We start from the raw sequence: 21,842 nt of genomic DNA on the forward strand, positions 1-21,842 counted from the left end.
TTAATATGCCTCCATCATGACGCATGTCGCCTGGGGCGCATAAGCGCCTGCTGTCGTCATGCAATCCGTGGTGTTAGCACCTAACGTAGGTGTTGTGCTTCCCCAAGCAGCAAATAAGCATTGACGTGGATTAGCCACCGATGCAGGAACCCCAGGGCAAGCTAACATATTAATATTCATACGAATATTATATGCAGCCAGTGCCGCCTGAAAAGAGTCTAGCTTCGCCAAATCGGCAGGTTGACAAGGACTTGATGCGGTGCACCTAACGGTTGGGGAAGTTGGCGCACTAGTCATGGCCGTATAATTTGCAACAGCAGTTGGATAACTGGTCTGCCCATTTGAATTGACTCGAATACTTTCGGCTAGGCCGCGCAAAATAATTATGGCCTGTGAGCGGTTAAATCCCTCGCCCGTTGCTTCAACTGCACGAACTTGCAGTACAGAGAACCCCAACACACCGATAGCCAATAATAGGATCGCAACTAAAACCTCAACCATTCCCACACCTTTTTGATATGGAAGGGGATTTAATTGATTTATGAGCATGATGCGCTCCCGATAGCATCTGAAACATCAGTACTGGGTCCAGCAATGGTTCGAACCCCGCCGAACTGACTCACGATCACGGTATAGCCGCGTTCGCCCATCACGGCAGTATCACAAATGCGAAAACTCACTTGGGTAAAGTTACTCTGCGCAGTGCTTGTTGTTGCAATATTGCCTATATAGCCCGTAGGAAAAAAACGGATACCGCTCAAAGCCGTTGGCGAAGCAGATGATGGCGTAGAACCAACCGTGATCACAGTCTTCTCAGGTAGAGAAACTTGAATGGGATATTTGTTTGTGGTGCTATCTGTAATCGCAACTGCACTCGTTCCTGTCGCAGCGCCTGGGGTGACAACATACCAGCTCAACTTTGCATTTCCTAAGCTGGCTTTACTGACATCACTTGAATTAGGCAGATTTATCGCACTGGTACGGCTGCTATTTGCCACATTCCACCCGCCTGTATAGGCTGGCCATAATTCAACTCGGCGATTATAAGAAGCAGACAATGCACGGGCTTGTAAAATAGATGATTGTAACTCAAATGCTGCACTTTTCATTCTGCGCTGTGCCAGCGCTTGAGTGATTGAAGGCACAGCAAGTGATGATAAAATCGCAATAATTGAAAGCGTCACGATCAGCTCAACCAACGTAAAGCCGCGCGATGATCGCCGATCCGAGCTGAAAGAAAACATAACTAACCCTTTTGTGTGAGCAAACGCTCTATCCTGAGCTGCACGAACTACTGACCTAAAATATACCCAATTACAGTACTTAACCAATACAGTTACGACAAAAACCCCTAAACAACAGACAAGCAACATTATGACTTTCAATAACGTGCTACACGTCTCATTATAACATCAGCAATCGGACACACTGACTCATGCTCGCCAAGCTTAACTCAGACTAAGCCACTAAAATTCAGTCAATTTCTATATTTTTATGAAATGAAGAAAAGCTGTACATTTTTCAACAAAATTTAACGAGCAGACACAACTTCGCGCACACGCCGATTGAGTACTCCATGTTTAAGCATTGATATTCTCGTTTATTTGAGTCAACGACATAAGATGACATTAGCAGCTGAGCGCAATCACCCAGCCATATACAAGTGCGGCGTTATAACACGTCATAGTCACGCACGCCAAGTAAATATAAAATACCATCAAGCCCTACACTTGAGATGGCTTGATCCGCATTTTGTCTCACCAATGGCTTTGCACGAAACGCAACGCCAAGCCCCGCAATAGACAGCATGGGCAAGTCATTTGCGCCATCACCTACCGCAATGACTTGCTCAAGTCGGATACCCTCACGCGCGGCAAGCTCCGTCAAAAGTTCGGCTTTACGCGCACCATCGACAATGCGTCCGGTAACCTGTCCGGTAACTTTGCCATCCTTAATATCCAACTGATTGGCATGAACTTCATCAATGCCCAATTTTTGCTGTAAATATTCAGCAAAATAAGTAAAACCACCCGATAGAATCGCTGTGCGATAGCCGAGGGATTTGAGCGTCGAAATCAAACGGGCTGCACCCTCCGTTACGCGCAGGTTACTGGCGATTCCTGCCAGTACCGCGCTGTCCAGACCTTCCAGTAAGGCCACGCGTGCTTTAAAACTTTGTGCAAAATCAAGCTCGCCTTGCATCGCCAGCTCAGTAATCTCCGCCACTTGTGCGCCTACGCCGGCGGCAATCGCCAGCTCATCGATCACTTCTTGCTCAATCAGCGTAGAATCCATGTCAAAACAGACCAAACGTCGATTGCGGCGATAAACGTTGTCTTCTTGCACGGCGATATCAATCGACAAATTTGCCGAGAGTTTGAGGCAGTCCGCACGCAAGCTCTGGGCATCAGTCAGGCGTCCACGCACACTGATCTCCACACAGGCACGACCATGAAACTCCGCCTCAGGAAGCTTTTCAAGCGCGATCCGTCCCGACAAGCGTTGTAGGCGATCAATATTAAAACCGTGCCGGGCAATCACTGCAGCAACAGCCGCCAAATGCTCAGGCGTCAGATGACGCGCCAGAACGGTGACGATATGACGTGTCTGTCCCCCTTCTTTAACCCAGTTTTCATACTCGGTTCCCGTGATCGGTTTGAAGCGCACAGCCAGCCCAAGCTCATGAGAAACCAATAGAATTTCTTTCATGGCTAATGCTGTTTCCGTCATGTCTCGGCTGACAACCACCAGTGCCAGTGACAATTGATCATGAATGACCGCTTGACCAATATCGAGAATATCCAGATCATACTTTGCCAAAACCGCCATAAGTCTGGCAAACTGGTTGGGCTGATCCGGTCCTAAAAAAGACATTAAAATGATTTCGTGCATTGCAAAGCGCCGTACTTGAGTGACAATATACCGTGAATCATAATACATTTATCTCGCCAACGCCTCGGAGCTCGTGTGAACGCACCTCGTCAAGGGCTATATGCCACTTTATTAGCCATTAGTTATGCTTTGCATACCACATTGATCGTTGAAGGGACTGCCCACCAATTAGCAACAACTCGCGATGCTCAAGGACAATTGTTAATTCGGCAATTGGCCGAAGATGCGACTCTTGGGGTTGCAAGGCAAGATACCGTGTCACTCGCCTTGCTCGCCAATCGTTATAGCCAGCGTGCTGGCGTTGTTTCAATGCGTATCCTCGCTGCGGATGGTCATGTTCTTGCAACAGGCGGTAATGCTCCGTCCCGTGATGGACAACTCTTTCAGCAAATTTTATTGCAAGATCGCACCCAGAATGGCCAAGTTGAGCTCACCCTTGCTGAAGCGAGTCTCGGCGAAGTGGTTCGTTTACAGTGGCTACCGCTCTTATTATCCTTGCTGATTCACATCTTCCTCTGGCTTCTCTATCGCGTGGTTGCACGACCAAAACGCAGCGAGCAAGAAGAAATAAACAGTGAGACATTGAGTGATGAAAGCCCTACTCAAGCAGCTCTAACATTAAACACGCCTGCTAAAAACGCGCCAGAGCCCGTTTTACAAATCAAAACTGCGGATGCAGAAACGCAAACTGCTTATCCTGTGGTACTGCGGATTGCATATAGTGATCCTCGTGGTTTACTGGATACGCTGACCCCCAGCACCTCAGAAAAATATTTCGCCCTCTGCCAAAAAATTCTGGAAGAGGCCATTCGAGTGCTGGGCAGCAACATGCCTAATGAAGGCACACCGACCAAAATCAGTATTGTGGAGTCATTTGGCGCCAAGGGTGCATTGGTGGGGATCAATCAAAACTCAGCACCAGCATTGGGTCACTTGTTATTATTAGCCCAATTGCTCAATCTGCTCAGTGATGCAGTGTACCGCCGCAATCGAGTCGAAAAACGCTTTGCACTGCATACCTGTGCCGCGATTACGGAAGTCGATACGACAGATGAATCAACGTCAAGTTCAACACAACAAAGTGCCGAACTGATTCAACATGCCAATGCCAGCGATGTACTGATCCACGTGTCTGATGCTAACTTGTCCAGACTGATGATCCAATTTAGCTTAAGTGCTTTGGAAAAACCGGTTGAATCTCTGGGAGAAGTGATGCGCTTAAGTGGACTCCGTAGCGATCAAGCGCAACTGATCGAACGGGCTCGCGAGCAGATTTTAGGTCGATCAACTGCATAGCGACTATAAGCCCTACAATACTGGTCTAATGAACGATAAACCCCGACTAAAGCCGGGGTTTATCTTTAACGGATTTACTGATTAGCAGCCTGCTCCATTTGCTTGTTAGTTGCATCATTCGCATCCAATGCCTTGTCTAACTTATGCCGGATTTCCTTACCGTTATAACCGATACTATCAGCCGCTTCTATGCTCCGTGTCTCAGGTCGACCATTATCGACAACTGCGGGTTTGGGTGACGGTGGTTCTTTGCTGCACGATGCTTGTATGAAGATTAAACCCGCAAGTAACCCCATCGATAACGCCTTGAATACCCCATTCATTAAACAACTCCTTTGTTTTCGCATTTTTAATGCTTACCCATAATAAAAGGGACTATCCATTGCAAAGAATCGATAGCCCCTTCGATTTTCGAAGCCCTAGAATGCCACATAAGGGGTTGGGGTACTACTCGGGGTCGTTTTACCTTCAATCGCAGTAAATACGGTTTTACCAAGAAAAAACGGCACACCAAAGACAAAACTACTGGTCTCTAAACTGGTGCTCTTTGAACTCGCCGTAGCAATATTATTAAATACGGCAAATGTTGGGCTTTGTGCAAATAATGATGATGCATTAGCAACGCTAAAGGGCACTACTTTAAAGAGATTATTTTGGCCAAAGATCGTCGCACTCCGATCCAGAGACGTGGTCGGGCAAAAAAGATCCTTGGCTTTCGCGTCAGAGTCGCTGCATGTGGGAATCGCATTATTGGCGTTGGGAATGACATACAAATTCGTACCACTATCCATATAACTGTCCACATAAGTGGCATTGTTATAATCTGCACTAAAAGTAAAGTCGCCCGGATTCACTTGTAATACAGTGGCATTGCCTAAGCCATTATTACTTTGTGTACCAATACCAAAGATCAGAGAGCCCGTCACGGAATAAGTCCCTTGCGCAGGGACAGCAGGTAGCGTAATCACCGATCCATTATTATCGCTTGCAAAGCGTGTAATTGGATTTTGTAGCTGACTCGCCAGCGGCATCGTAATCGAAGTACACACCTGAGTGCTGGTACAGACATAATAAAGGGGGTTGGCCGGCTGGCCTAAGGAGTTCGTCTTACTGCAGCTCGCTCCGCAATCCTGAATCGCACTGGATATCCCAAGAATACCATTCACCCCGGCACTCAAAAAATTTCCTGACGATGCGCTACTATTCGAGCAAGCAGTTGGTTGGCTGGCAAAGGATGAATCATCAACCACTTGTAGATCAAGTTGCTGAGCAGCTTCCCCTCCCATATAGAGATCTGCTGTTTTAATCCCTCCCCAAGTATTGCCCCCGACAAACTGAAAGCACTGTGCATAACGCTGATTGTTGGCATCAACTTTGTTCGGCAACCCAAAACCAGCAGGCAGTGCAGATGCTGCAATACGCAGACCCGTTGAACCCGTATCTAAGAGCACGCGATCAATCGATGTACAATTTTGGGTGCCTGGGGTACAGATTTTGACCGTGACATAAAGACTATTAATATAGCGCGGTGAGACGCCTGTTCCGATTGAAATCGGAACCACATTATTAGTCACTGCGGGAGGAGTTGGCGTGGGTGTTGGAGTGGGGGCTGGTGCTGGCGTTGCAGAGCCGCCGCCACCGCCGCCGCACCCCGCTAAGCTCATCATACTCAAACTGAGAAATACGGCTAAAATCTTCTGATTCAACATAATCACAACCCTATTCTCGATTATTGAATATCACGCAATTCTATGTCTGATGGCAAAAGTGCTGGAACATAAGCTTTCCCATGGAAATTTCGCAAACGTCCCTCAGAGACCACCACAACTTTTGCTGGTGTGCTTGGGGTTTGGGTCGTGTCATTAGCGGCCACATAATCACTAAAATAATCACCTAAGAGCTGACGTAAATCAGGTTTAAAAGGCCCGCGCCACGTGACTGCAAAAACGACCCCTTGGGCATTGGTATATTCTTTAATCTGCCCGCCGATATTGTCTTGCAGATCATGTACGCTATAACTCTTTGCGATAGACGTAGCGCGCTGGGTCACAATCAGTGGATTCAAGGTATTTTGTTGGAGCGGATCGACAGGCCCACCCAGTCCAGACCATGCACAGATCGGCAAAACAACCATGCTCAAAAGCACTATCCTCGTTTTATTCACAGCACTCTCCAAACATGAATAAATGACATCGCAAGCGATACCGCAGCATTGATGTTGAATCTAAGCTGAATATATCTCAATCCGATGAAAATTCTTTGTCCTTAACATTAAAAACAGTCCATTGAAATACGATATCTCGTATCCTTCACATGACCCGACCAATGCAGGGATCCCGCTTCATTCAGCGTACCCTTGCACAAAACAAGCCAACCACATGGTAAAAATAATCATTACACAGCCGCACACAAAGCACTCTTACAATGAATGACTCACAAAATCAATCCAAGCCTTGCAAAATCGGCTAGAATAGCGGTCCTTAAATGCCCTCTCTCGTTGTAAGGTCTTTTTCATGACATCTAATGCCTCAAACCCAGCTCAAAGTAGCACGATCAAGCTCAATACCGTAGAAGAGCTGATTGCGGATATCCGTGCCGGTCGCATGGTCATCTTGATGGATGACGAAGATCGTGAAAATGAAGGCGATTTGGTCATGGCGGCAACGCATGTACGTCCTGAAGATATCAACTTCATGATTACCCATGCGCGTGGATTGGTGTGTTTAACCCTGTCCCGTGAGCGCTGTGCCCAACTGAATTTACCGCTCATGGTTGAACGCAATGGCGCAGCCCATGGCACCAACTTCACGCTATCGATTGAAGCAGCCAATGGCGTCACCACCGGCATTTCTGCGGCAGAACGTGCCCGTACCGTTCAAGCCGCTGTCGCACCAATGGCAAAACCTGCGGATATCGTGCAGCCGGGTCACATCTTCCCTTTGATGGCGCAGCCCGGCGGTGTACTCCACCGTGCGGGTCACACTGAAGCCGGTTGCGACTTATCGCGTTTAGCCGGCCTTGAACCGGCATCGGTCATCTGTGAAATCATCAATGAAGATGGTGAGATGGCACGCCGTCCCGACTTAGAAATTTTTGCAGCGAAACATGGCATCAAGATGGGCACGATTGCCGATCTAATTCAATATCGCATGCTCAATGAGCAAACTGTTGAACGCGTCGAAACACAAAAAATCCAGACCGCATATGGTGAATTTACGCTGCATCGCTACAAAGAACAGGGCAGCCCAGATACTCATGTCGCCTTAGTACGTGGCGTGCCCACTGAAGGTATCACCACCGTACGTGTGCATGCGCTCAATCCACTGCGTGATTTGTTTCAAGTGCATTGCCAAGGCAAACCGAATTGGACACTGGATGCCGCACTTAAAACCATCGCAGCCAGCGAACGTGGTGTCTTGGTGTGGATCAGCCAAGGCGAACAAGTCGACTTTGGCGCAGCACTGGATGCCCTCCAGCAGCCCACACCGGCGAGCTCATCTGCGCATTATCGTTCGATTGGCGTGGGTGCTCAAATTCTACGTGATCTCGGCGTACAGCAAATGCGTTTGCTCAGTTCCCCACTTCGCTTTAACGGCTTGTCGGGTTTTGGGCTTGAAATCGTTGATTATGTGGCATCCAATCCCGTAAACGTTTAATATTTTTTAAAGACCCCATTTTTTATTGATTTATTATTCTCATTAGATTTAAGGAATTACACCATGACCATCCAAGTCATTGAAGGCCAACTGCACCAAGGTAATGAAGGCAAATATGCGGTACTCGTCGGCCGCTTTAACAGCTTTATCGTTGAATCTTTGCTGGAAGGCGCACTTGATACCCTGAAACGCCATGGTGTCGATGACAAAAACGTCACCATCATTCGTGCACCCGGTGCATGGGAACTCCCTTTAGTCGCGAAAAAATTAGCGGCAAGTGGCAAGTATGATGCCATCATTGTGCTCGGTGCAGTCATTCGTGGCGGTACACCACACTTTGAGTTTGTTGCAGGTGAGTGTGCGAAAGGTTTGGGCGTGATTGGTCTGGAATATAATTTACCGGTGATCTTCGGTGTATTAACCACCGACAGCATTGAACAATCCATTGAACGTGCCGGCACCAAAGCAGGCAACAAAGGTTCGGATGCTGCATTGACTGCCATCGAGATGGTTAACCTGCTTAAGGCGATTTGATCTCATGACGATTAACCGCGAAAGCCTCATCAAAGGGTATCCCACCACCTTTGCCGCCAAGCGCAAAGCGCGTCGCTTTGCGATGCAGGGACTCTATGAGTGGCTCCTGACCAATAATCCTGCACATGAGATTGAGGCGCGCACGCGCTCCGAAAATCACATGAACAAGACTGATATTTTTTATTATCACGAACTACTCAGCCAAACCATTCAGCAAAATGAATCTCTGGACGAAATCTTAGATCCAGCGATTGACCGTGAATTGGATGCTTTGAATGTCGTTGAGCGTGCGATCCTGTTGCTCGGCGTGTATGAAATGCGCGAACGTCTCGAGATCCCCTACGCCGTCGTGATCGATGAAGGGGTTGAACTTGCTAAACATTTCGGCGCCACCGACAGTCATAAATATATCAATGGTGTCCTCGACAAACTGGCACGCCAGCTTCGTCCTGAAGAGTTTGCTGCGGGGCGTGCAGCGCGTAAAGCTGCAGCACAACCGCAAACTGATGGTGATTCCACTGATCTTGACTCCCTCTGATCACTGATCATGGATGAGTTTTCGCTCATACACCGATATTTTCAACGACCTGAAAACAGTCCTGCACCATCGGGCATTCTACTGGGTATCGGTGATGACGCGGCAATACTGACACCTCCCGCACACCACGAGTTGGTGATCAGCACAGACACCTTAATTGCTGGACGTCACTTTCCGATTGATACCGATCCCTATTCCATAGGCTGGAAAGCCGCTGCGGTCAACTTATCCGATATCGCAGCCATGGGTGCAAAACCGCATAGTATTCTCCTTGCGCTGACCCTGCCTGAAGCCAATCCTGATTTTCTAGAACCGCTAGCCGCAGGCTTGTTTGCCCTTTGCGATGCCGCTCACGTCAAACTCATTGGTGGTGATACCACGCGTGGACAGGCTTTAAGCCTCACGGTGACTGCTTTAGGTTGGGTGCCAATGGGGCAGGCCATCTTACGTAGTAGCGCACAAGTAGGAGACCTTATTGTGGTTTCCGGAACGCTGGGGGATGCCGCCTATGCCTTACAACATCTGAGCAGCTCGGCTCTTGATCCTGAACTAAAGGCTCGCCTTGATCGCCCAACCCCACGTCTTGCTTTAGGTCTTGCTTTACGTGGATATGCTTCGGCAATGCTCGATATTTCCGATGGCTTGGCTCAGGACTTAGGTCACATCCTAAGGGCAAGTGGCGTTTCGGGTCAGATTCATCTGGAAGATTTGCCATTGTCACCCACCTTGGCGGCGTTAAATCCTGAACAACGTGCGGCACTTGCCTTAAGCGGTGGTGATGATTACGAGCTCTGCTTCACCATTTCTCCATCAAAATTTGCTATCCTGCAAAGTGTATGGGATGACAGCAATCTGCCACTCAGCGTCATCGGTCAGATCAATGCCAGTGATCACAATAAAAATGAACATCCACAAAATAACCTGACCGTTTTGTATCAGCAAAAGCCATTTATTCTGACTCAACAGGGATTTAGACATTTTGAATAGTGATCACTCACCAAGCCTTCAGCCCCGTAAAAAAAACATCAGCACGGGTTCTGCAGCCGTCCTATTTAAAAACATGAGCGTATTAGAAAAGCTGACTTACTTTTTAGGTGTCGGTTTAGGGTCAGGTTTATCACCTAAAGCACCAGGCACCGCAGGCTCAATTGCGGTCCTGATTTTCATCCCGCTATGGATATTATTAGGCACTGATTGGTCCATCGTAGTGATCGCTCTTGCCGCGATTATTGGCATCCCCATTTGTGGAAAAACTGCACAACTGATGGGCGTGCATGATGATGGGCGCATTGTCTGGGATGAATTTGTCGGTCAATCGATGGCCATTATCCCGCTCATTTTCTTTGCCCAAGTCACGTTACTCAATGTCGCCCTCGCTTTTGTTTTCTTTAGGCTGTTTGATATCTGGAAACCGTGGCCGATTCGTTACTTTGATCGCAACGTGCATGGTGGGTTTGGTATCATGTTTGATGATATTTTAGCAGGATTAATGGCAATGTTTGCCGTTTGGGGCTGGCTGGCTTTACATATAGCCTAACGTTGGCTCATAGAGTACCAATGAATAACTGAGTAAAAATAGTACGATACAAAATGGAGATCGGCGACATGACATTAAGTGTAATCATTCTGGCAGCAGGCAAAGGAACGCGAATGAACTCGCGTCTGCCTAAAGTATTACAGCCCCTTGCCGGAAAGCCTTTGCTTGCACACGTCCTCGCTCAGGCCACACGGATTGAAGCCGACCGAATCATTACCGTTTATGGTCATGGCGGCGAAACAGTCAAAGCCGCATTTAAAAATAAATCCACAGAACAAATCATTGAATGGGTTGAGCAAGCCGAGCAAAAAGGGACTGGACATGCCGTTCAAGTGACCCTGCCCGTCTTACCTGAAACAGGAAAAAGCCTGATTCTCTATGGCGACGTCCCCCTAGTTCGCGCTGAAACACTGCACCGTCTGCTTGAGGCAGCTGCAGGCGGAATCGCGATGATCACGCTAAATTTAGACAACCCAACGGGCTATGGTCGTATCGTTCGCGATCGCAAAAACTTGATCACCCGCATCGTGGAACAAAAAGATGCGAACGACAAAGAAAAAGCCATTACCGAAGTCAACACAGGCATTTATGCCGTCGATAATGCCCTGCTGCATCGCTGGTTGCCGCAATTGTCAAATAACAATGCGCAAGGAGAATACTATCTCACCGACATCGTTGCACTGGCCTCCAAAGATGGCATTGAGATCGGCAGTATTCAGCCGGAATATGCCTTTGAAGTCGAAGGCATCAATGACCGCCTACAACTGGCAGATCTTGAACGTCAGTGGCAGCTCCATCAAGCCCAACAACTGATGAAATCAGGCGTGACTTTACTTGATCCTGCTCGCTTTGACCTACGTGGTCATCTGTCTGTCGGTCAGGATGTGCAGATTGATATCAATGTCATTATTGAAGGGGATTGCTACCTCGGTGATGGCGTACAAGTCGGTGCAGGTTCTCATCTTAAAAATGCCAAAGTCGGTGCGGGCACCAAAATTCTGCCCTATAGCGTGCTTGACGACGTCACCGTCGGTGCCAATGCTGCGATTGGACCCTTCTCACGATTACGTCCGGGCACTGAACTGGCCGATGACACACATATCGGCAACTTTGTCGAAGTCAAAAATAGCCGTGTTGGCCGAGGTAGCAAAGCCAATCATCTGGCCTATATCGGAGATGCGCTCATCGGCTCGGGCAGCAACATTGGTGCAGGCACCATCACCTGTAATTACGACGGCGCCAACAAACATCAGACCGTGATCGGCTCACAGGCATTTATTGGTTCCAACAGCTCACTGGTCGCACCAGTCAATATTGGAGACAACGCCACAGTCGGTGCAGGTTCCGTCGTCACCAAGGATGTGCCTGCAGGTGCGCTGGCTGTTGCGCGCGGTTTACAGCGTGTAATCGAAGGCTATGAACGCCCCAAGAAGAAGATGTAACAAAATATTGCAAATATGAATTGATTGCAAATTGCTTATGATTTAACCTTATCAGCTAATAACTGTTGAATTCATTTTATGAATAATCGCGCGCTCGGATCATCCTCCGCCGCGATTGTTTTTGTAGGAAAACATCTATGTGTGGAATCGTCGGCGGAATCGCGGAACGTAACGTGGCCCCTATTTTAGTTGAAGGGCTTAAACGACTCGAATATCGCGGTTACGACTCCGCTGGTGTAGCTTTGATTGATCACGGCGACATCATCCGTGAACGCCAAGTTGGTAAAGTCGCAGTACTTGAGAATGCTGTGATTGGCAAGCAATTGCACGGTGCACTGGGCATCGCACACACCCGCTGGGCCACACATGGCGAGCCCTCCGTCATCAATGCTCATCCGCATACTTCGGGCACGATTGCGGTTGTGCATAACGGAATCATTGAAAATTACGCCGTTTTGAAAGCTGAGCTCCAAGCCGAAGGTTTCGTTTTTACCTCACAGACCGACACGGAAGTGGTTGCTCACTTGATTCATCGCGCGATGCATACGCACTCAACACTGCTTGCCGCTGTCCAATCCGTGATCCCACTATTGCATGGTGCCTATGCGCTGGGTGTGGTCAGTAGTCAAAATGCCGATGAATTGATTGCAGTACGTGCCGGTTCACCGCTGGTTGTTGGTCTCGGTATTGGCGAGAATTTTGTCGCCTCTGATCAAATGGCACTCTTGCCAGTCACCAATCGATTTATCTATCTTGAAGAAAAAGATGTGGTGCGCCTGACTCGCGACAACATTGAGATTTATCAGAATGGTGTACTGACCAACCGGACTTCGCATGAAATTGATGCCAGCGACAGCGCCAGTGATAAAGGTGGCTATAAGCATTACATGCTCAAAGAAATCCATGAGCAAACCGATGCGATAACCCGCACTTTAGCAGCCGGCATTACTGGCGACAGCTTACATAAAGACTTTTTGGGTGAACAAGCGCATCGCTTGGCGCATGTCAAACAGATTCAGATTATTGCGTGTGGCACCAGTTTCCATGCAGGAATGGTCGCGCGCTATTGGTTTGAAAAGCTCCTGAAGCTGCCTTGCCAAGTGGAAATCGCCAGCGAGTTCCGCTATCGCGAACCTGTCGTCCTGCCCAATACGTTATTGGTTTGTATCTCGCAATCGGGTGAGACCGCCGATACCCTCGCGGCACTGCGTGATGTAAAAGCACAGTCCACGCTTGATGATAATCTGTTGTATCTCGCACTGTGTAATGTCAAAACCTCATCACTCATTCGTGAAACAGATCTGCATTTGCTCACGCAAGCGGGTGTTGAAATTGGTGTGGCATCCACCAAAGCATTTACGACTCAGCTTGCAGCCTTGATGCTGCTCGTACTGAAAGTAGGGCAAGAACAAAATCGTCTCACCCCAGCTGAGTCAGCAAGCATCATTGAACAACTGTGGCATGTCCCGAATGCAGTCAATGAGGCCTTGGCACTTGATCCATTGATTGAGAAAATGTCTCATGCTTTTGTAGAACGTCGCCATGCACTGTTCTTGGGTCGCGGTATTGAGTATCCAATCGCTTTGGAAGGCGCACTAAAGCTCAAAGAGATTTCTTATATTCATGCCGAAGGTTATGCAGCTGGCGAGCTCAAACATGGTCCTCTGGCGCTGGTCGATAAAGATATGCCAGTTGTAGTACTCGCCGCGCAAGACGATCTCTTAGACAAGCTTAAATCCAACATGCAGGAAGTGCAGGCGCGTGGTGGAGAATTGTTTGTCTTTGCGGATGTAGATAGCGAGATCAAAGCCGAAGAGCGTGTTCATGTGCTGTATGTGCCAAAGATTTCAGGCTTAGTGGCACCGATTGTTTATAGTATTCCGATGCAACTGCTGTCTTATCACGTTGCTGTATTGCGCGGTACTGATGTGGATCAGCCCCGTAATCTGGCGAAGAGTGTGACTGTAGAATAATCCGCGAATCACTTCCCTGCATGCTGTGGGAGAGTAATAAAGACTCATACTGAGTAATAGAGTGTCATACTAAGTAATAAAGTATCATACTGTATTGATCAAAAAAGCCGCATATGTTATGTTAAAATCTAGGAGCATGACTGAGCGGCTTTTTTATGGCTAAAAGACTCGTTGGTAATTCTGCTATTCAGAATCAGAAATGGATTAAAGAAGGTCGTGGCGCGGGCCACGGATCTGACTATAAGCCATGGTTAACAGTCCGAGATCTAGGCTCCGAAGGACGCTCGCATCGTGTTTTTGGGCACAAAACTAAACGAACCCATCATTTATTATCTGACGTTGAGCTTGCTGTTTTCCTCATGTTGGATTGGCATCCATCCACCACAGATCTACGAGAGCAATTTCCACTTAAATTAGAAGATACCCAGAAGATCGCAATCGAAAATGGCATAGCCCATCCTGCCGTCAGAGGATCTGACCAGATCATGACTTCAGATTTTCTGGTCAATAGCTCTGATAAGAATCAATCTAAGTACGCTATCCAGGTAAAATATAGCACCGCTTTACAAGATGCTCGAACCATTGAAAAACTAGAAATTGAGCGTCGGTATTGGGCACAAAAAGGAATTCCTTGGTTTCTGGTGACTGAACAGGAAATTCCCACTGTAGTTCTAGAAAACATTAAATGGCTATACCCTGCCAGCAGGGCTGCTTTGCCTTATGCAGATGTCTTCGAAAAAGTAACTTTTTATGCTGAACAGCTTAATAAGCAGCCAGAAAAAAGCCTCATCACGATTACCAAAATAATCGACTCCGCCTACAACCTTGAACTGGGACAATCTTTATTTGAAATCAGAGAATTGCTTGCTCAACGTTTTTTTAAATTCGATATATCCCGACTAGTAAGACAACTAAAGGCATCGGATCTGGAACTGGGCGATGCATTATTGTGGTCAGGAGTGCGTCATGCTGCGAATCAATGATGTATTTCTGAGTGAGAATGAACATTTCCGCATCCTGAGTATCTTACCTAGCTCAGTTGTTTGGATATCCTTGGATCAGGATACGGCCTTTCCTGTTCAGGTCGATAAAGATGAATTAATTTTAGCTATCGAGCAAGGGAAGATTGAGCGAGCACCGGATCCTTTTCAAGATATTGTATTCCAGTCTCCAGAATCAGGTTCAACGAATCAGTTAAAACGTGATGAAAATCACAACCTAATTAAACCTTTGATTGAGCATCCTCAGTATTACATCCCAAGAATACGTTCTGCAATGATGCATCAGATTATTGAAGAACAGGGCTCAACCAAGCAAACGCTTTATCGATTGGCACGTCGGTATTGGCAACGTGGTCAAACACCCAATGCGCTAATCCCAGACTATAAAAACTCTGGTGCAAAAGGCGTCAAGAAAACGCCTAAAGACGCAAAACTCGGAAGACCAAGGAAGTATGCCCCTGGGGTTGGCAAGAATGTCGATATTCAAATCGAGCGTTTGTTCCGCACAATCATTGAGACCTATATTCTCACAGATGAAAAGCACTCTTTTCCTTATGCTCACCGCAAATTTAAAGCGCGGTATACAACGTTGTATCCAGATATGCCAGTTGAAGAAACTCCAAGCATTTGGCAATTAAAACACTTCTATGATCGCGAGTATGGCGCAGTCGAACAGGTACAAAAGCGTTATCGTGACATTGAATATAAAAAAGATATCAGACCACTATTGTCCACATCCAATACACAGGTACTTGGCCCAGGATCGCGCTTTGAAATTGATGCCACTATTGCTGATGTTTATTTAGTGTCTGATTCCTCTAGACAAAATATTATTGGTCGCCCGACAGTCTATTTTGTAATCGATGTTTTTAGTCGGATGGTTGCGGGACTCTATATCGGTTTGGAAAATCCTTCCTATGTTGCGGCCATGCAAGCCTTAACCATGGCAATGACTGACAAGGTTGCTTATTGTGAACGTTACGGCTTTAAAATTACGTCAGAACAATGGCCAGTAGCAGGATTGCCAGATGCCATTCTTGCTGATCGTGGGGAGTTGCTGGGACATCAAATCGAAGCTCTGGAACGAAGCTTCTCGGTTCGTATCGAGAATGCCCCTCCTTATCGTGGAGATGCTAAAGGGATCGTTGAGCGTCATTTTCGAACATCTCAGGCACATTTTAAACCCTTTGCACCAGGCGTGGTCGAAGGAGTAAAAGAGAAGAAACGCGGTGGATCTGATTACCGACTGGATGCCAAGTTAACGATTTATGATTTCACCCAAATCATCATCGGCTCCGTTCTTTATCATAATCAATACCATACTCTCACAAAGTATGACCGCGATATTGATATGCCGAATGATCTCCCGATCATTCCGTTAGCCCTATGGAATTGGGGAGTACAGCATCGTACGGGGCGTTTAAGAGTTGTCTCCGAAGATGCGTTGTATGTTGCAATACTACCTAGAACCAAAGCCACTGTTTCTGATTTGGGGATTAATATTTTTGGAGTGTACTACTCATCTTCGGAAGTTGTTAATCGTGGGTGGTTGCATCGTAAAAAAACAGTCAGTCGCCCTTCATCGCTGCAGGTTGCCTATGATCCTAGAAGCACTGCGAGAATCTATATCTTTTTCGATGAGAACAGCATTGAACATTGGATAGGTGAGCTTTCTCCGCGCTCACGCGAATTTGAAGGTTGCTCATTTTGGGATGTCTGGCAAGCTAAACCCGAACAAAAGACTACGATGGCCAGCCATAAGGTTACTGCAGACGCAGAGTTGCACAAGCTTGAGGAGCAGATTGATCGCCTCATCAAGTCGGCGGAAAAAAAGGGGGCTTCAACAGTTCATCTTTCCAACAAAGAACGCATCTCAGCAATACGCCCAAATCGGCATAAAGCAAAGCAGACAGAACGCCAAAATGGAACAAAAAATCCCTCTCCTGATCAGAATATCCCTGAGCAGCAGATGGGGGAAGTTATCCCTATGCCGAAGCAGGTCAAAAAGCCTCCACGCGCTGTTCAGAATAATGCTGCAGATGATGAACAGGTGCGTTATCCAAGTTTCATCAATGAACTTTTCGATGAGGATGAATAATGACTCTCCCTCGTAATTTTGTGAATGCGGTCTATCAGGACAGCTTTGGGCAATATGTGGGGAATCCGCTCATTGAGGCACTTCCCCCCATATTAGAACCATCCCAAATCAAGGCTGGATTGCAAGGTAACGTCGTCTATGATGAGCAGGATATTTTTAAGCCGGGAACTGTTCGGGCACATCTCATCGCTCAACTTCTCAATAATTTTTTCCAGCCCATAGCCCGTCATATCGAGCTAGAGAGCAAACTTTCCATCATGATTCGTGAAGGATATGTGGGTCGCAATTTGGAGAATGGCTTATTAAACGCTCATTTGCAAAATGGCTATGAACGAGTCATGGCTGGGAGTGCAGACGTTTATCGATTTGAGAGTGCAAAATCAACTGCACGGAGTCTATCATTCATGGGGTGCTCGGGTAGTGGTAAAAGCACCACGCTCAACCGTATTTTGGCGACCTATCCTCAGGTCATCTATCATGAAAAATATAATTTCACGCAGCTTGTTTATCTAAAAATCGACTGTCCACATGATGGATCGCTTAAAAACCTGTGCTTACATTTCTTCAGAGCTATAGATGTCGCATTACACACGGATTATGAACGTAAATATGCCCTCAAACGCCATAGTGTTGAAACACTCCTGAACTTGATGCGTCAGATCGCTAACGTGCATGCGATTGGCGTACTCATTATTGATGAGATTCAACATCTGAGTTTGAATCGGTCGGGTGGCGCAGAAAAAATGTTGAATTTCTTTGTCACGTTAGTCAACGTCGTTGGTCTTCCCGTTGTCATGGTCGGAACGCCAAAAGCGCGTTTTATCTTTGAAGGGGATTTACGTTCTGCCCGCCGTGGTGCTGGGTTTGGTTCGATCTGTTGGGATCCTATGAAGGATGAAACGCCTCAGACTCACCCTGACACTGGTAGGTTGATGAAAACTGAATGGATCGCATTTACCAATGCGTTGTGGAAATACCAGTGGCTCAAACACCGTGATTTGACGTTGAGCGAGGAAATTCGCGCCTGCTGGTTTGATCTGTCACAAGGTGTGCTCGATATCGTCGTTAAACTTTTCGTACTCGCCCAACATCGGGCAATCACGACGGGTCTTGAACGGATCACGACCAAGTTATTAAAGCAGGTCTATCAGGATGAGCTCAAGCCTGTGCATCCCATGATTGAGGCCCTACGCTCTGGGGATCCTGAGAAGATTGCAGCTTATTCAGACCTAGTTATTCCCGATATTGATAAAAAGCTACTCTTGTTACAAGCCAAAATCGCTGAGCATTACGATGAACTGGAGGAAAGCTCCAGTTTCTACAATGGTCATGAACAAGCTGAACGTCTACATAATCTGTTGATCAGTATGGATTATCGGTCAGATCTAATAGTGCCCTTAGTTAAACGCGCATTTGCAGACCATCCTAATCTCAACATGCAAAAAATGATGCCCATTGTGATGGCATGGTTGAATGAAACAGATTCTCTAAAACCTCAGGAAGCACCAGCAAAAACAGAAAAGATCAAGCCGAAAGAATGGCATACGCTTGGGTCTACAGATCTGCGTTTCCTTTTTTCTCAAGTGCCCAAAGACTCAAGCTTTTATGACCAGTTAAAACCTACAGGCATGATCTTTGATATCGGATCATGGGTACGGCAAGCAGGTTAACCCGTGCTGAATTTCCCATTGCCTTATCCCGATGAGCTACTTTATAGCACCATTGCACGGGCAGGGATTCATTTTGCCATCACTAGCCCTAAGCAATTACTGGACGAGGTTTTTGGCAATCGCAAAGTGATAGCGACCATTGATTTCCCCAATCATCTACTAAAGCTGACGCAGCTTCTGCCACAACCCAAATATGAATTAGAAGCTCTGGCTTATCAACACACGCTATTTCCTCTATATGCTTTATTCATACCTGAAGATCGTCGGCAGCATTGCTTGCAATGGATGCAAGGGCTATCACAGGGCTCTATTCATCTTGCGCTGGGTGTCGCAGCATCTCGGATTAAGCAGTTGGACTCATTACGATATTGTCCCCAATGCCTTGATGAACAACTTCAGAAACATGGTGAATTTTATTGGTCAAGAATCTGGCAGATTAGAGGCGCTGACTGCTGTTTAAAACATGGTTCATTGCTCAATGCGAAGCTAGAAAACCGAGCGTATCATCGACATCAGTTCGTGCCATCTGGCCCTGAGATTTGCCCATCGCTACAGCAAAGTATGTCTAGTCCATTGATCAAGGGTATTACCGAACATGTCAGTGACATTCTAAAAATCCCTAGTTCACCATCAGCAGACTTTGACCAATGGACAATTTTTTATAAGGATCTTGCTAGAGAAGCACATTGTCTGCGTGGTAAGCATCAAATCGACTATGCAGAGATCCGTGCCAGAATCTGCGCGAAGTGGCCGCAGCAATGGTTGATCCAAAATAACCTCTATGATCTTGAGTCTGAATCGAGCTGGCTCAAAACGATTTTTAGGAAACACCGTAAGTCTTTTAGTTATTTAGAACATATTGTTGTGCTAGATGCTTTACAGCAACAACCTTGGGATTTCACCACCATCCTAACCAAGGTCAAGTCTTATCAAAAAGCGATAAGGGCTTCTGATACACCCCAAATCACAGAGTCATTGGACTCCCTTCAATTGTCAACGAGCCGAAACTGCTGGAAGGAGGCCATTAAGAAATATGGTATCAAGCAGTCACGGCACGAGCATGGAGCTCTATATGCTTGGCTCTATCGGCATGACAAGACTTGGCTTTTACAACAGAACCAACTCTATTACGCCGAACCCACTTCCCAAGGCAGCACTGTTGATTGGGTATCTCGGGATAAAGCTGTTATGAAAAAGCTCGTACAGATTCGTGATGCAGCCGCCCTCGACTTAAGCCTACCTCGCTGGTCAAAGAGATGGTTGCTTGCTCAAATCAAGCATTCTAAAACAATCGAAAAAAACCTAAAGAACCTACCAATCACCAGAAAATTTCTGGATCGATACTGTGAGGACATTGGTTGCTACCAAATTCGTCGAATTACACGCACGATCATCACGCTCAAGAAAGGCGGTGAGGAACTAAAACGTTGGGTTGTTCTGCGTCGATCAGGTCTTAGTGATGAACGGTTGACGGCAGATGCCAATTTTTTCTTAATGTGTGTTTTAAGGATGGAAAATGAATAAAACTAAAGGGTTTCCTAAGGATGCAAGGATCGAACAGATTGGGGGTCTTTTCAGAAGGGCCGAAACTCCTGAGTGGAGGATCAACTTAAGCATATCTCACGATGAAATTCGCGAACATCGCAATACACTATTTTCTAATGCTACGATGCTAGCCAAACGGCGGTTGATCAATCCTACTGAAGCTCACTCACCTTCTGGGTTTCATCTGAGGTTCCAAGTAGATTCCAGTCAAAATTGGATCAGTTCGCTCAATCGAGAATCCAATCAAACTCAGACCACATTTCAGTTGAATAAATTTATATTTAAGGCCAATTGGCTTGATAAAAACTCCAAGTTAAAACAGTCTGTTACGATCCATCTTCCTCAACTTGAGCTGGCGCGGGCTTTATTCTTTTTTACAGCCTACTTATCCCGATCAGCACTTCATGAAAACATTCTTGGCATTGATTTTGATATCCAGCCTCAGCAAGACTCTACATTAATCAACATTCTACCTTCTTGTAGCTTCCCCATTTCACATTTTAACGACGCAGGTATCAGAAGGATTTTGTCTTGGATACTTCTGGATCAGGAAGTTAGGCACTCCTACGAGAGTATTGCCAAACATTGCACAAAATATGGGTATGACTCAAAGAACTATCGACACTGGAATTTCAGCTTCGATCCTCCAATGCTCATAAATATCATCTTCGATGCCTACGGTTATTTCAAACCTGAAACGTCAGAATTTTTTGTGAATGAAATTACGGCCATCAGCAATCTCTCTAGTAGAGTATCTAACTCTGTAGATTTTTGGCACGAGAAATTTAAGCAGCTCGGAAAAGGCTCAAAGGGTGGCGCACGACAAGATGGAAGTTCTACTGGACAAGAACCCACGGCAAGTGATGATGAAGATGCTTCTGATGATGGAGCCCCTGCTATTATTGAGACAACTCAGACTCTCTTTAACTTTATCAACCCAATCGAAACTCGGAAAGTTACAAAGCAAACGCGAGGAGGTTCATCTCAAAGTGGCGAATCCAATCCAGAATCCGAAGATCCTTCTGGGAATGGAAATGTGAGCACAGATGAGCCTCATGCTGGTGGTGTTTTGCCACCAGGGGAATTTGAGGGTGCGGAAGATGAAAGTGATGATGTGGATATTTATTTAGATCGCTTCGTTGCTTTTCAGCAGATGATCGAGCTTTTCTGTTCACGTCATGAAGTTTCATCATCAATGGGGCTACGACTATACAAACTACCTGCTTTAAAAGGTTTTTCTAAGCACTTGAAGAATGACGGCAATCCACGCTGTATCGCAGAAATCAGGTTTACACTCAAACAAAAGCACTATGTCGTACTAGAAGTCGATACGTCCGATAATTTCAAACCACTTTCAACCCAAGTACTCCAAATCAAAGATCTGGGTCAATGGGCTATAGATTTTAAAGACATTCGAGAACTGTTGATCACAAAGTCTTTACTATGGCCCCGTAAACGCTTGGTAAAAGTCTCCCAAAACAAAATTTGGCAGCTGAATCATCCAAGAATAGATCAGAAGAGTAAGCAAATATCTGCTACTGAATTAGAGAGTTGGGCGAGTAGATTCGCATCGGTCTTACAATGATTTGTTTCTTTGGCATAGCGACTAGGCTGATCAATGCAAAGAATGGCTTATTGAACCTCATAATGATGTATTATG

18 protein-coding genes and 1 pseudogene are annotated in these 21,842 nt (G+C 46.5%); 13 read left to right on the forward strand and 6 right to left on the reverse strand.

The features are described 5' to 3' along the window. From pilV to serB, 3 genes are all read right to left on the reverse strand, one after another. Entirely contained in the window at nt 1-549 is a 549-nt protein-coding gene (gene pilV / locus ACLHG7_RS09595) for a type IV pilus modification protein PilV (protein WP_410210800.1), read from the reverse strand. After that, the gene (locus ACLHG7_RS09600; RefSeq protein ID WP_410210801.1) at nt 540-1,244 is read right to left on the reverse strand and encodes a Tfp pilus assembly protein FimT/FimU; all 705 of its coding nucleotides are present in this window, start codon (nt 1,242-1,244) and stop codon (nt 540-542) included. Before ACLHG7_RS09600 ends, pilV begins: the two co-directional genes overlap by 10 nt. A 427-nt stretch (nt 1,245-1,671) precedes the next feature. Next, the gene (gene serB, locus ACLHG7_RS09605) at nt 1,672-2,892 is read right to left on the reverse strand and encodes a phosphoserine phosphatase SerB (RefSeq protein WP_410210802.1); all 1,221 of its coding nucleotides are present in this window, start codon (nt 2,890-2,892) and stop codon (nt 1,672-1,674) included. 75 nt (nt 2,893-2,967) lie between these two features. Between serB and ACLHG7_RS09610 the strand changes: the two genes are divergently transcribed. Continuing rightward, complete coding sequence (locus tag ACLHG7_RS09610) at nt 2,968-4,188, forward strand: hypothetical protein (RefSeq protein ID WP_410210803.1); 1,221 nt, start codon at nt 2,968-2,970, stop codon at nt 4,186-4,188. Between the two features lie 74 nt (nt 4,189-4,262). On the opposite strand, the gene ACLHG7_RS09615 is transcribed toward ACLHG7_RS09610, so the two are convergent. From ACLHG7_RS09615 to ACLHG7_RS09625, 3 genes are all read right to left on the reverse strand, one after another. Further along, a complete protein-coding gene (locus ACLHG7_RS09615; RefSeq protein WP_410210804.1) occupies nt 4,263-4,511 on the reverse strand; it encodes a hypothetical protein in 249 nt (82 codons plus the stop codon). A gap of 96 nt (nt 4,512-4,607) precedes the next feature. After that, entirely contained in the window at nt 4,608-5,897 is a 1,290-nt protein-coding gene (locus tag ACLHG7_RS09620) for a DUF3443 family protein (protein ID WP_410210805.1), read from the reverse strand. Nucleotides 5,898-5,917: 20 nt separating this feature from the next. Continuing rightward, entirely contained in the window at nt 5,918-6,322 is a 405-nt protein-coding gene (locus ACLHG7_RS09625) for a DUF2844 domain-containing protein (protein ID WP_410210874.1), read from the reverse strand. 418 nt (nt 6,323-6,740) lie between these two features. Here ACLHG7_RS09625 and ribBA point away from each other — a divergent pair, with 418 nt between their 5' ends. The 12 genes and pseudogenes from ribBA to ACLHG7_RS09685 all read left to right on the forward strand — a co-directional run bounded on the left by ribBA (nt 6,741) and on the right by ACLHG7_RS09685 (nt 21,767). Then, nucleotides 6,741-7,844, forward strand: a complete 1,104-nt coding sequence (gene ribBA / locus ACLHG7_RS09630; protein WP_410210875.1) for a bifunctional 3,4-dihydroxy-2-butanone-4-phosphate synthase/GTP cyclohydrolase II — start codon at nt 6,741-6,743, stop codon at nt 7,842-7,844. 63 nt (nt 7,845-7,907) lie between these two features. Then, on the forward strand, nt 7,908-8,378 hold the full coding sequence (gene ribE, locus ACLHG7_RS09635) for a 6,7-dimethyl-8-ribityllumazine synthase (protein ID WP_410210806.1): 471 nt from the start codon (nt 7,908-7,910) through the stop codon (nt 8,376-8,378). A 4-nt stretch (nt 8,379-8,382) separates the two neighbouring features. Continuing rightward, nucleotides 8,383-8,835: pseudogene (gene nusB / locus ACLHG7_RS09640) on the forward strand (transcription antitermination factor NusB); the annotation flags it as partial. A 90-nt stretch (nt 8,836-8,925) separates the two neighbouring features. Next, entirely contained in the window at nt 8,926-9,903 is a 978-nt protein-coding gene (gene thiL, locus ACLHG7_RS09645) for a thiamine-phosphate kinase (protein WP_410210807.1), read from the forward strand. A gap of 73 nt (nt 9,904-9,976) precedes the next feature. Further along, nucleotides 9,977-10,453, forward strand: a complete 477-nt coding sequence (locus ACLHG7_RS09650) for a phosphatidylglycerophosphatase A (RefSeq protein WP_410210876.1) — start codon at nt 9,977-9,979, stop codon at nt 10,451-10,453. A gap of 68 nt (nt 10,454-10,521) precedes the next feature. Next, the gene (gene glmU, locus ACLHG7_RS09655) at nt 10,522-11,895 is read left to right on the forward strand and encodes a bifunctional UDP-N-acetylglucosamine diphosphorylase/glucosamine-1-phosphate N-acetyltransferase GlmU (RefSeq protein ID WP_410210808.1); all 1,374 of its coding nucleotides are present in this window, start codon (nt 10,522-10,524) and stop codon (nt 11,893-11,895) included. A 137-nt stretch (nt 11,896-12,032) separates the two neighbouring features. After that, complete coding sequence (glmS, locus tag ACLHG7_RS09660; protein ID WP_410210809.1) at nt 12,033-13,868, forward strand: glutamine--fructose-6-phosphate transaminase (isomerizing); 1,836 nt, start codon at nt 12,033-12,035, stop codon at nt 13,866-13,868. 155 nt (nt 13,869-14,023) lie between these two features. Further along, nucleotides 14,024-14,851 carry a TnsA endonuclease N-terminal domain-containing protein gene (locus ACLHG7_RS09665; RefSeq protein WP_410210810.1) on the forward strand — a complete coding sequence of 276 codons (828 nt, stop codon included), beginning with the start codon at nt 14,024-14,026 and terminating at the stop codon, nt 14,849-14,851. Further along, nucleotides 14,835-16,967, forward strand: coding sequence for a Mu transposase C-terminal domain-containing protein (locus ACLHG7_RS09670; RefSeq protein WP_410210811.1), 2,133 nt, complete (start codon nt 14,835-14,837; stop codon nt 16,965-16,967). Before ACLHG7_RS09665 ends, ACLHG7_RS09670 begins: the two co-directional genes overlap by 17 nt. Then, nucleotides 16,967-18,637 carry an AAA family ATPase gene (locus tag ACLHG7_RS09675; RefSeq protein WP_410210812.1) on the forward strand — a complete coding sequence of 557 codons (1,671 nt, stop codon included), beginning with the start codon at nt 16,967-16,969 and terminating at the stop codon, nt 18,635-18,637. Before ACLHG7_RS09670 ends, ACLHG7_RS09675 begins: the two co-directional genes overlap by 1 nt. Nucleotides 18,638-18,640: 3 nt before the next feature. Continuing rightward, the gene (locus ACLHG7_RS09680; RefSeq protein WP_410210813.1) at nt 18,641-20,161 is read left to right on the forward strand and encodes a TnsD family Tn7-like transposition protein; all 1,521 of its coding nucleotides are present in this window, start codon (nt 18,641-18,643) and stop codon (nt 20,159-20,161) included. Further along, on the forward strand, nt 20,154-21,767 hold the full coding sequence (locus ACLHG7_RS09685) for a Tn7-like element transposition protein TnsE (protein WP_410210814.1): 1,614 nt from the start codon (nt 20,154-20,156) through the stop codon (nt 21,765-21,767). The genes ACLHG7_RS09680 and ACLHG7_RS09685 overlap by 8 nt, the downstream gene beginning before the upstream one ends. The last annotated feature ends 75 nt before the right edge of the window (nt 21,768-21,842 follow it).

The sequence above is a fragment of the Aquirhabdus sp. genome, from assembly GCF_046462495.1.
Taxonomy (GTDB): Bacteria; Pseudomonadota; Gammaproteobacteria; order Pseudomonadales; family Moraxellaceae; genus Aquirhabdus.

Bases quoted from the DNA above. Each gene is read 5' to 3' on its own strand.
- ACLHG7_RS09625 (WP_410210874.1), bottom strand. From the start codon at position 6,322: ATGGTTGTTTTGCCGATCTGTGCATGGTCTGGACTGGGTGGGCCTGTC.
- ACLHG7_RS09685 (WP_410210814.1), top strand. From the start codon at position 20,154: ATGAATAAAACTAAAGGGTTTCCTAAGGATGCAAGGATCGAACAGATT.
- ACLHG7_RS09615 (WP_410210804.1), bottom strand. From the start codon at position 4,511: ATGAATGGGGTATTCAAGGCGTTATCGATGGGGTTACTTGCGGGTTTA.
- ACLHG7_RS09670 (WP_410210811.1), top strand. From the start codon at position 14,835: ATGCTGCGAATCAATGATGTATTTCTGAGTGAGAATGAACATTTCCGC.
- ribE (WP_410210806.1), top strand. From the start codon at position 7,908: ATGACCATCCAAGTCATTGAAGGCCAACTGCACCAAGGTAATGAAGGC.
- serB (WP_410210802.1), bottom strand. From the start codon at position 2,892: ATGCACGAAATCATTTTAATGTCTTTTTTAGGACCGGATCAGCCCAAC.
- glmS (WP_410210809.1), top strand. From the start codon at position 12,033: ATGTGTGGAATCGTCGGCGGAATCGCGGAACGTAACGTGGCCCCTATT.
- ACLHG7_RS09620 (WP_410210805.1), bottom strand. From the start codon at position 5,897: ATGTTGAATCAGAAGATTTTAGCCGTATTTCTCAGTTTGAGTATGATG.
- ACLHG7_RS09600 (WP_410210801.1), bottom strand. From the start codon at position 1,244: ATGTTTTCTTTCAGCTCGGATCGGCGATCATCGCGCGGCTTTACGTTG.
- ACLHG7_RS09675 (WP_410210812.1), top strand. From the start codon at position 16,967: ATGACTCTCCCTCGTAATTTTGTGAATGCGGTCTATCAGGACAGCTTT.
- glmU (WP_410210808.1), top strand. From the start codon at position 10,522: ATGACATTAAGTGTAATCATTCTGGCAGCAGGCAAAGGAACGCGAATG.
- ACLHG7_RS09665 (WP_410210810.1), top strand. From the start codon at position 14,024: ATGGCTAAAAGACTCGTTGGTAATTCTGCTATTCAGAATCAGAAATGG.
- thiL (WP_410210807.1), top strand. From the start codon at position 8,926: ATGGATGAGTTTTCGCTCATACACCGATATTTTCAACGACCTGAAAAC.
- ACLHG7_RS09650 (WP_410210876.1), top strand. From the start codon at position 9,977: ATGAGCGTATTAGAAAAGCTGACTTACTTTTTAGGTGTCGGTTTAGGG.
- pilV (WP_410210800.1), bottom strand. From the start codon at position 549: ATGCTCATAAATCAATTAAATCCCCTTCCATATCAAAAAGGTGTGGGA.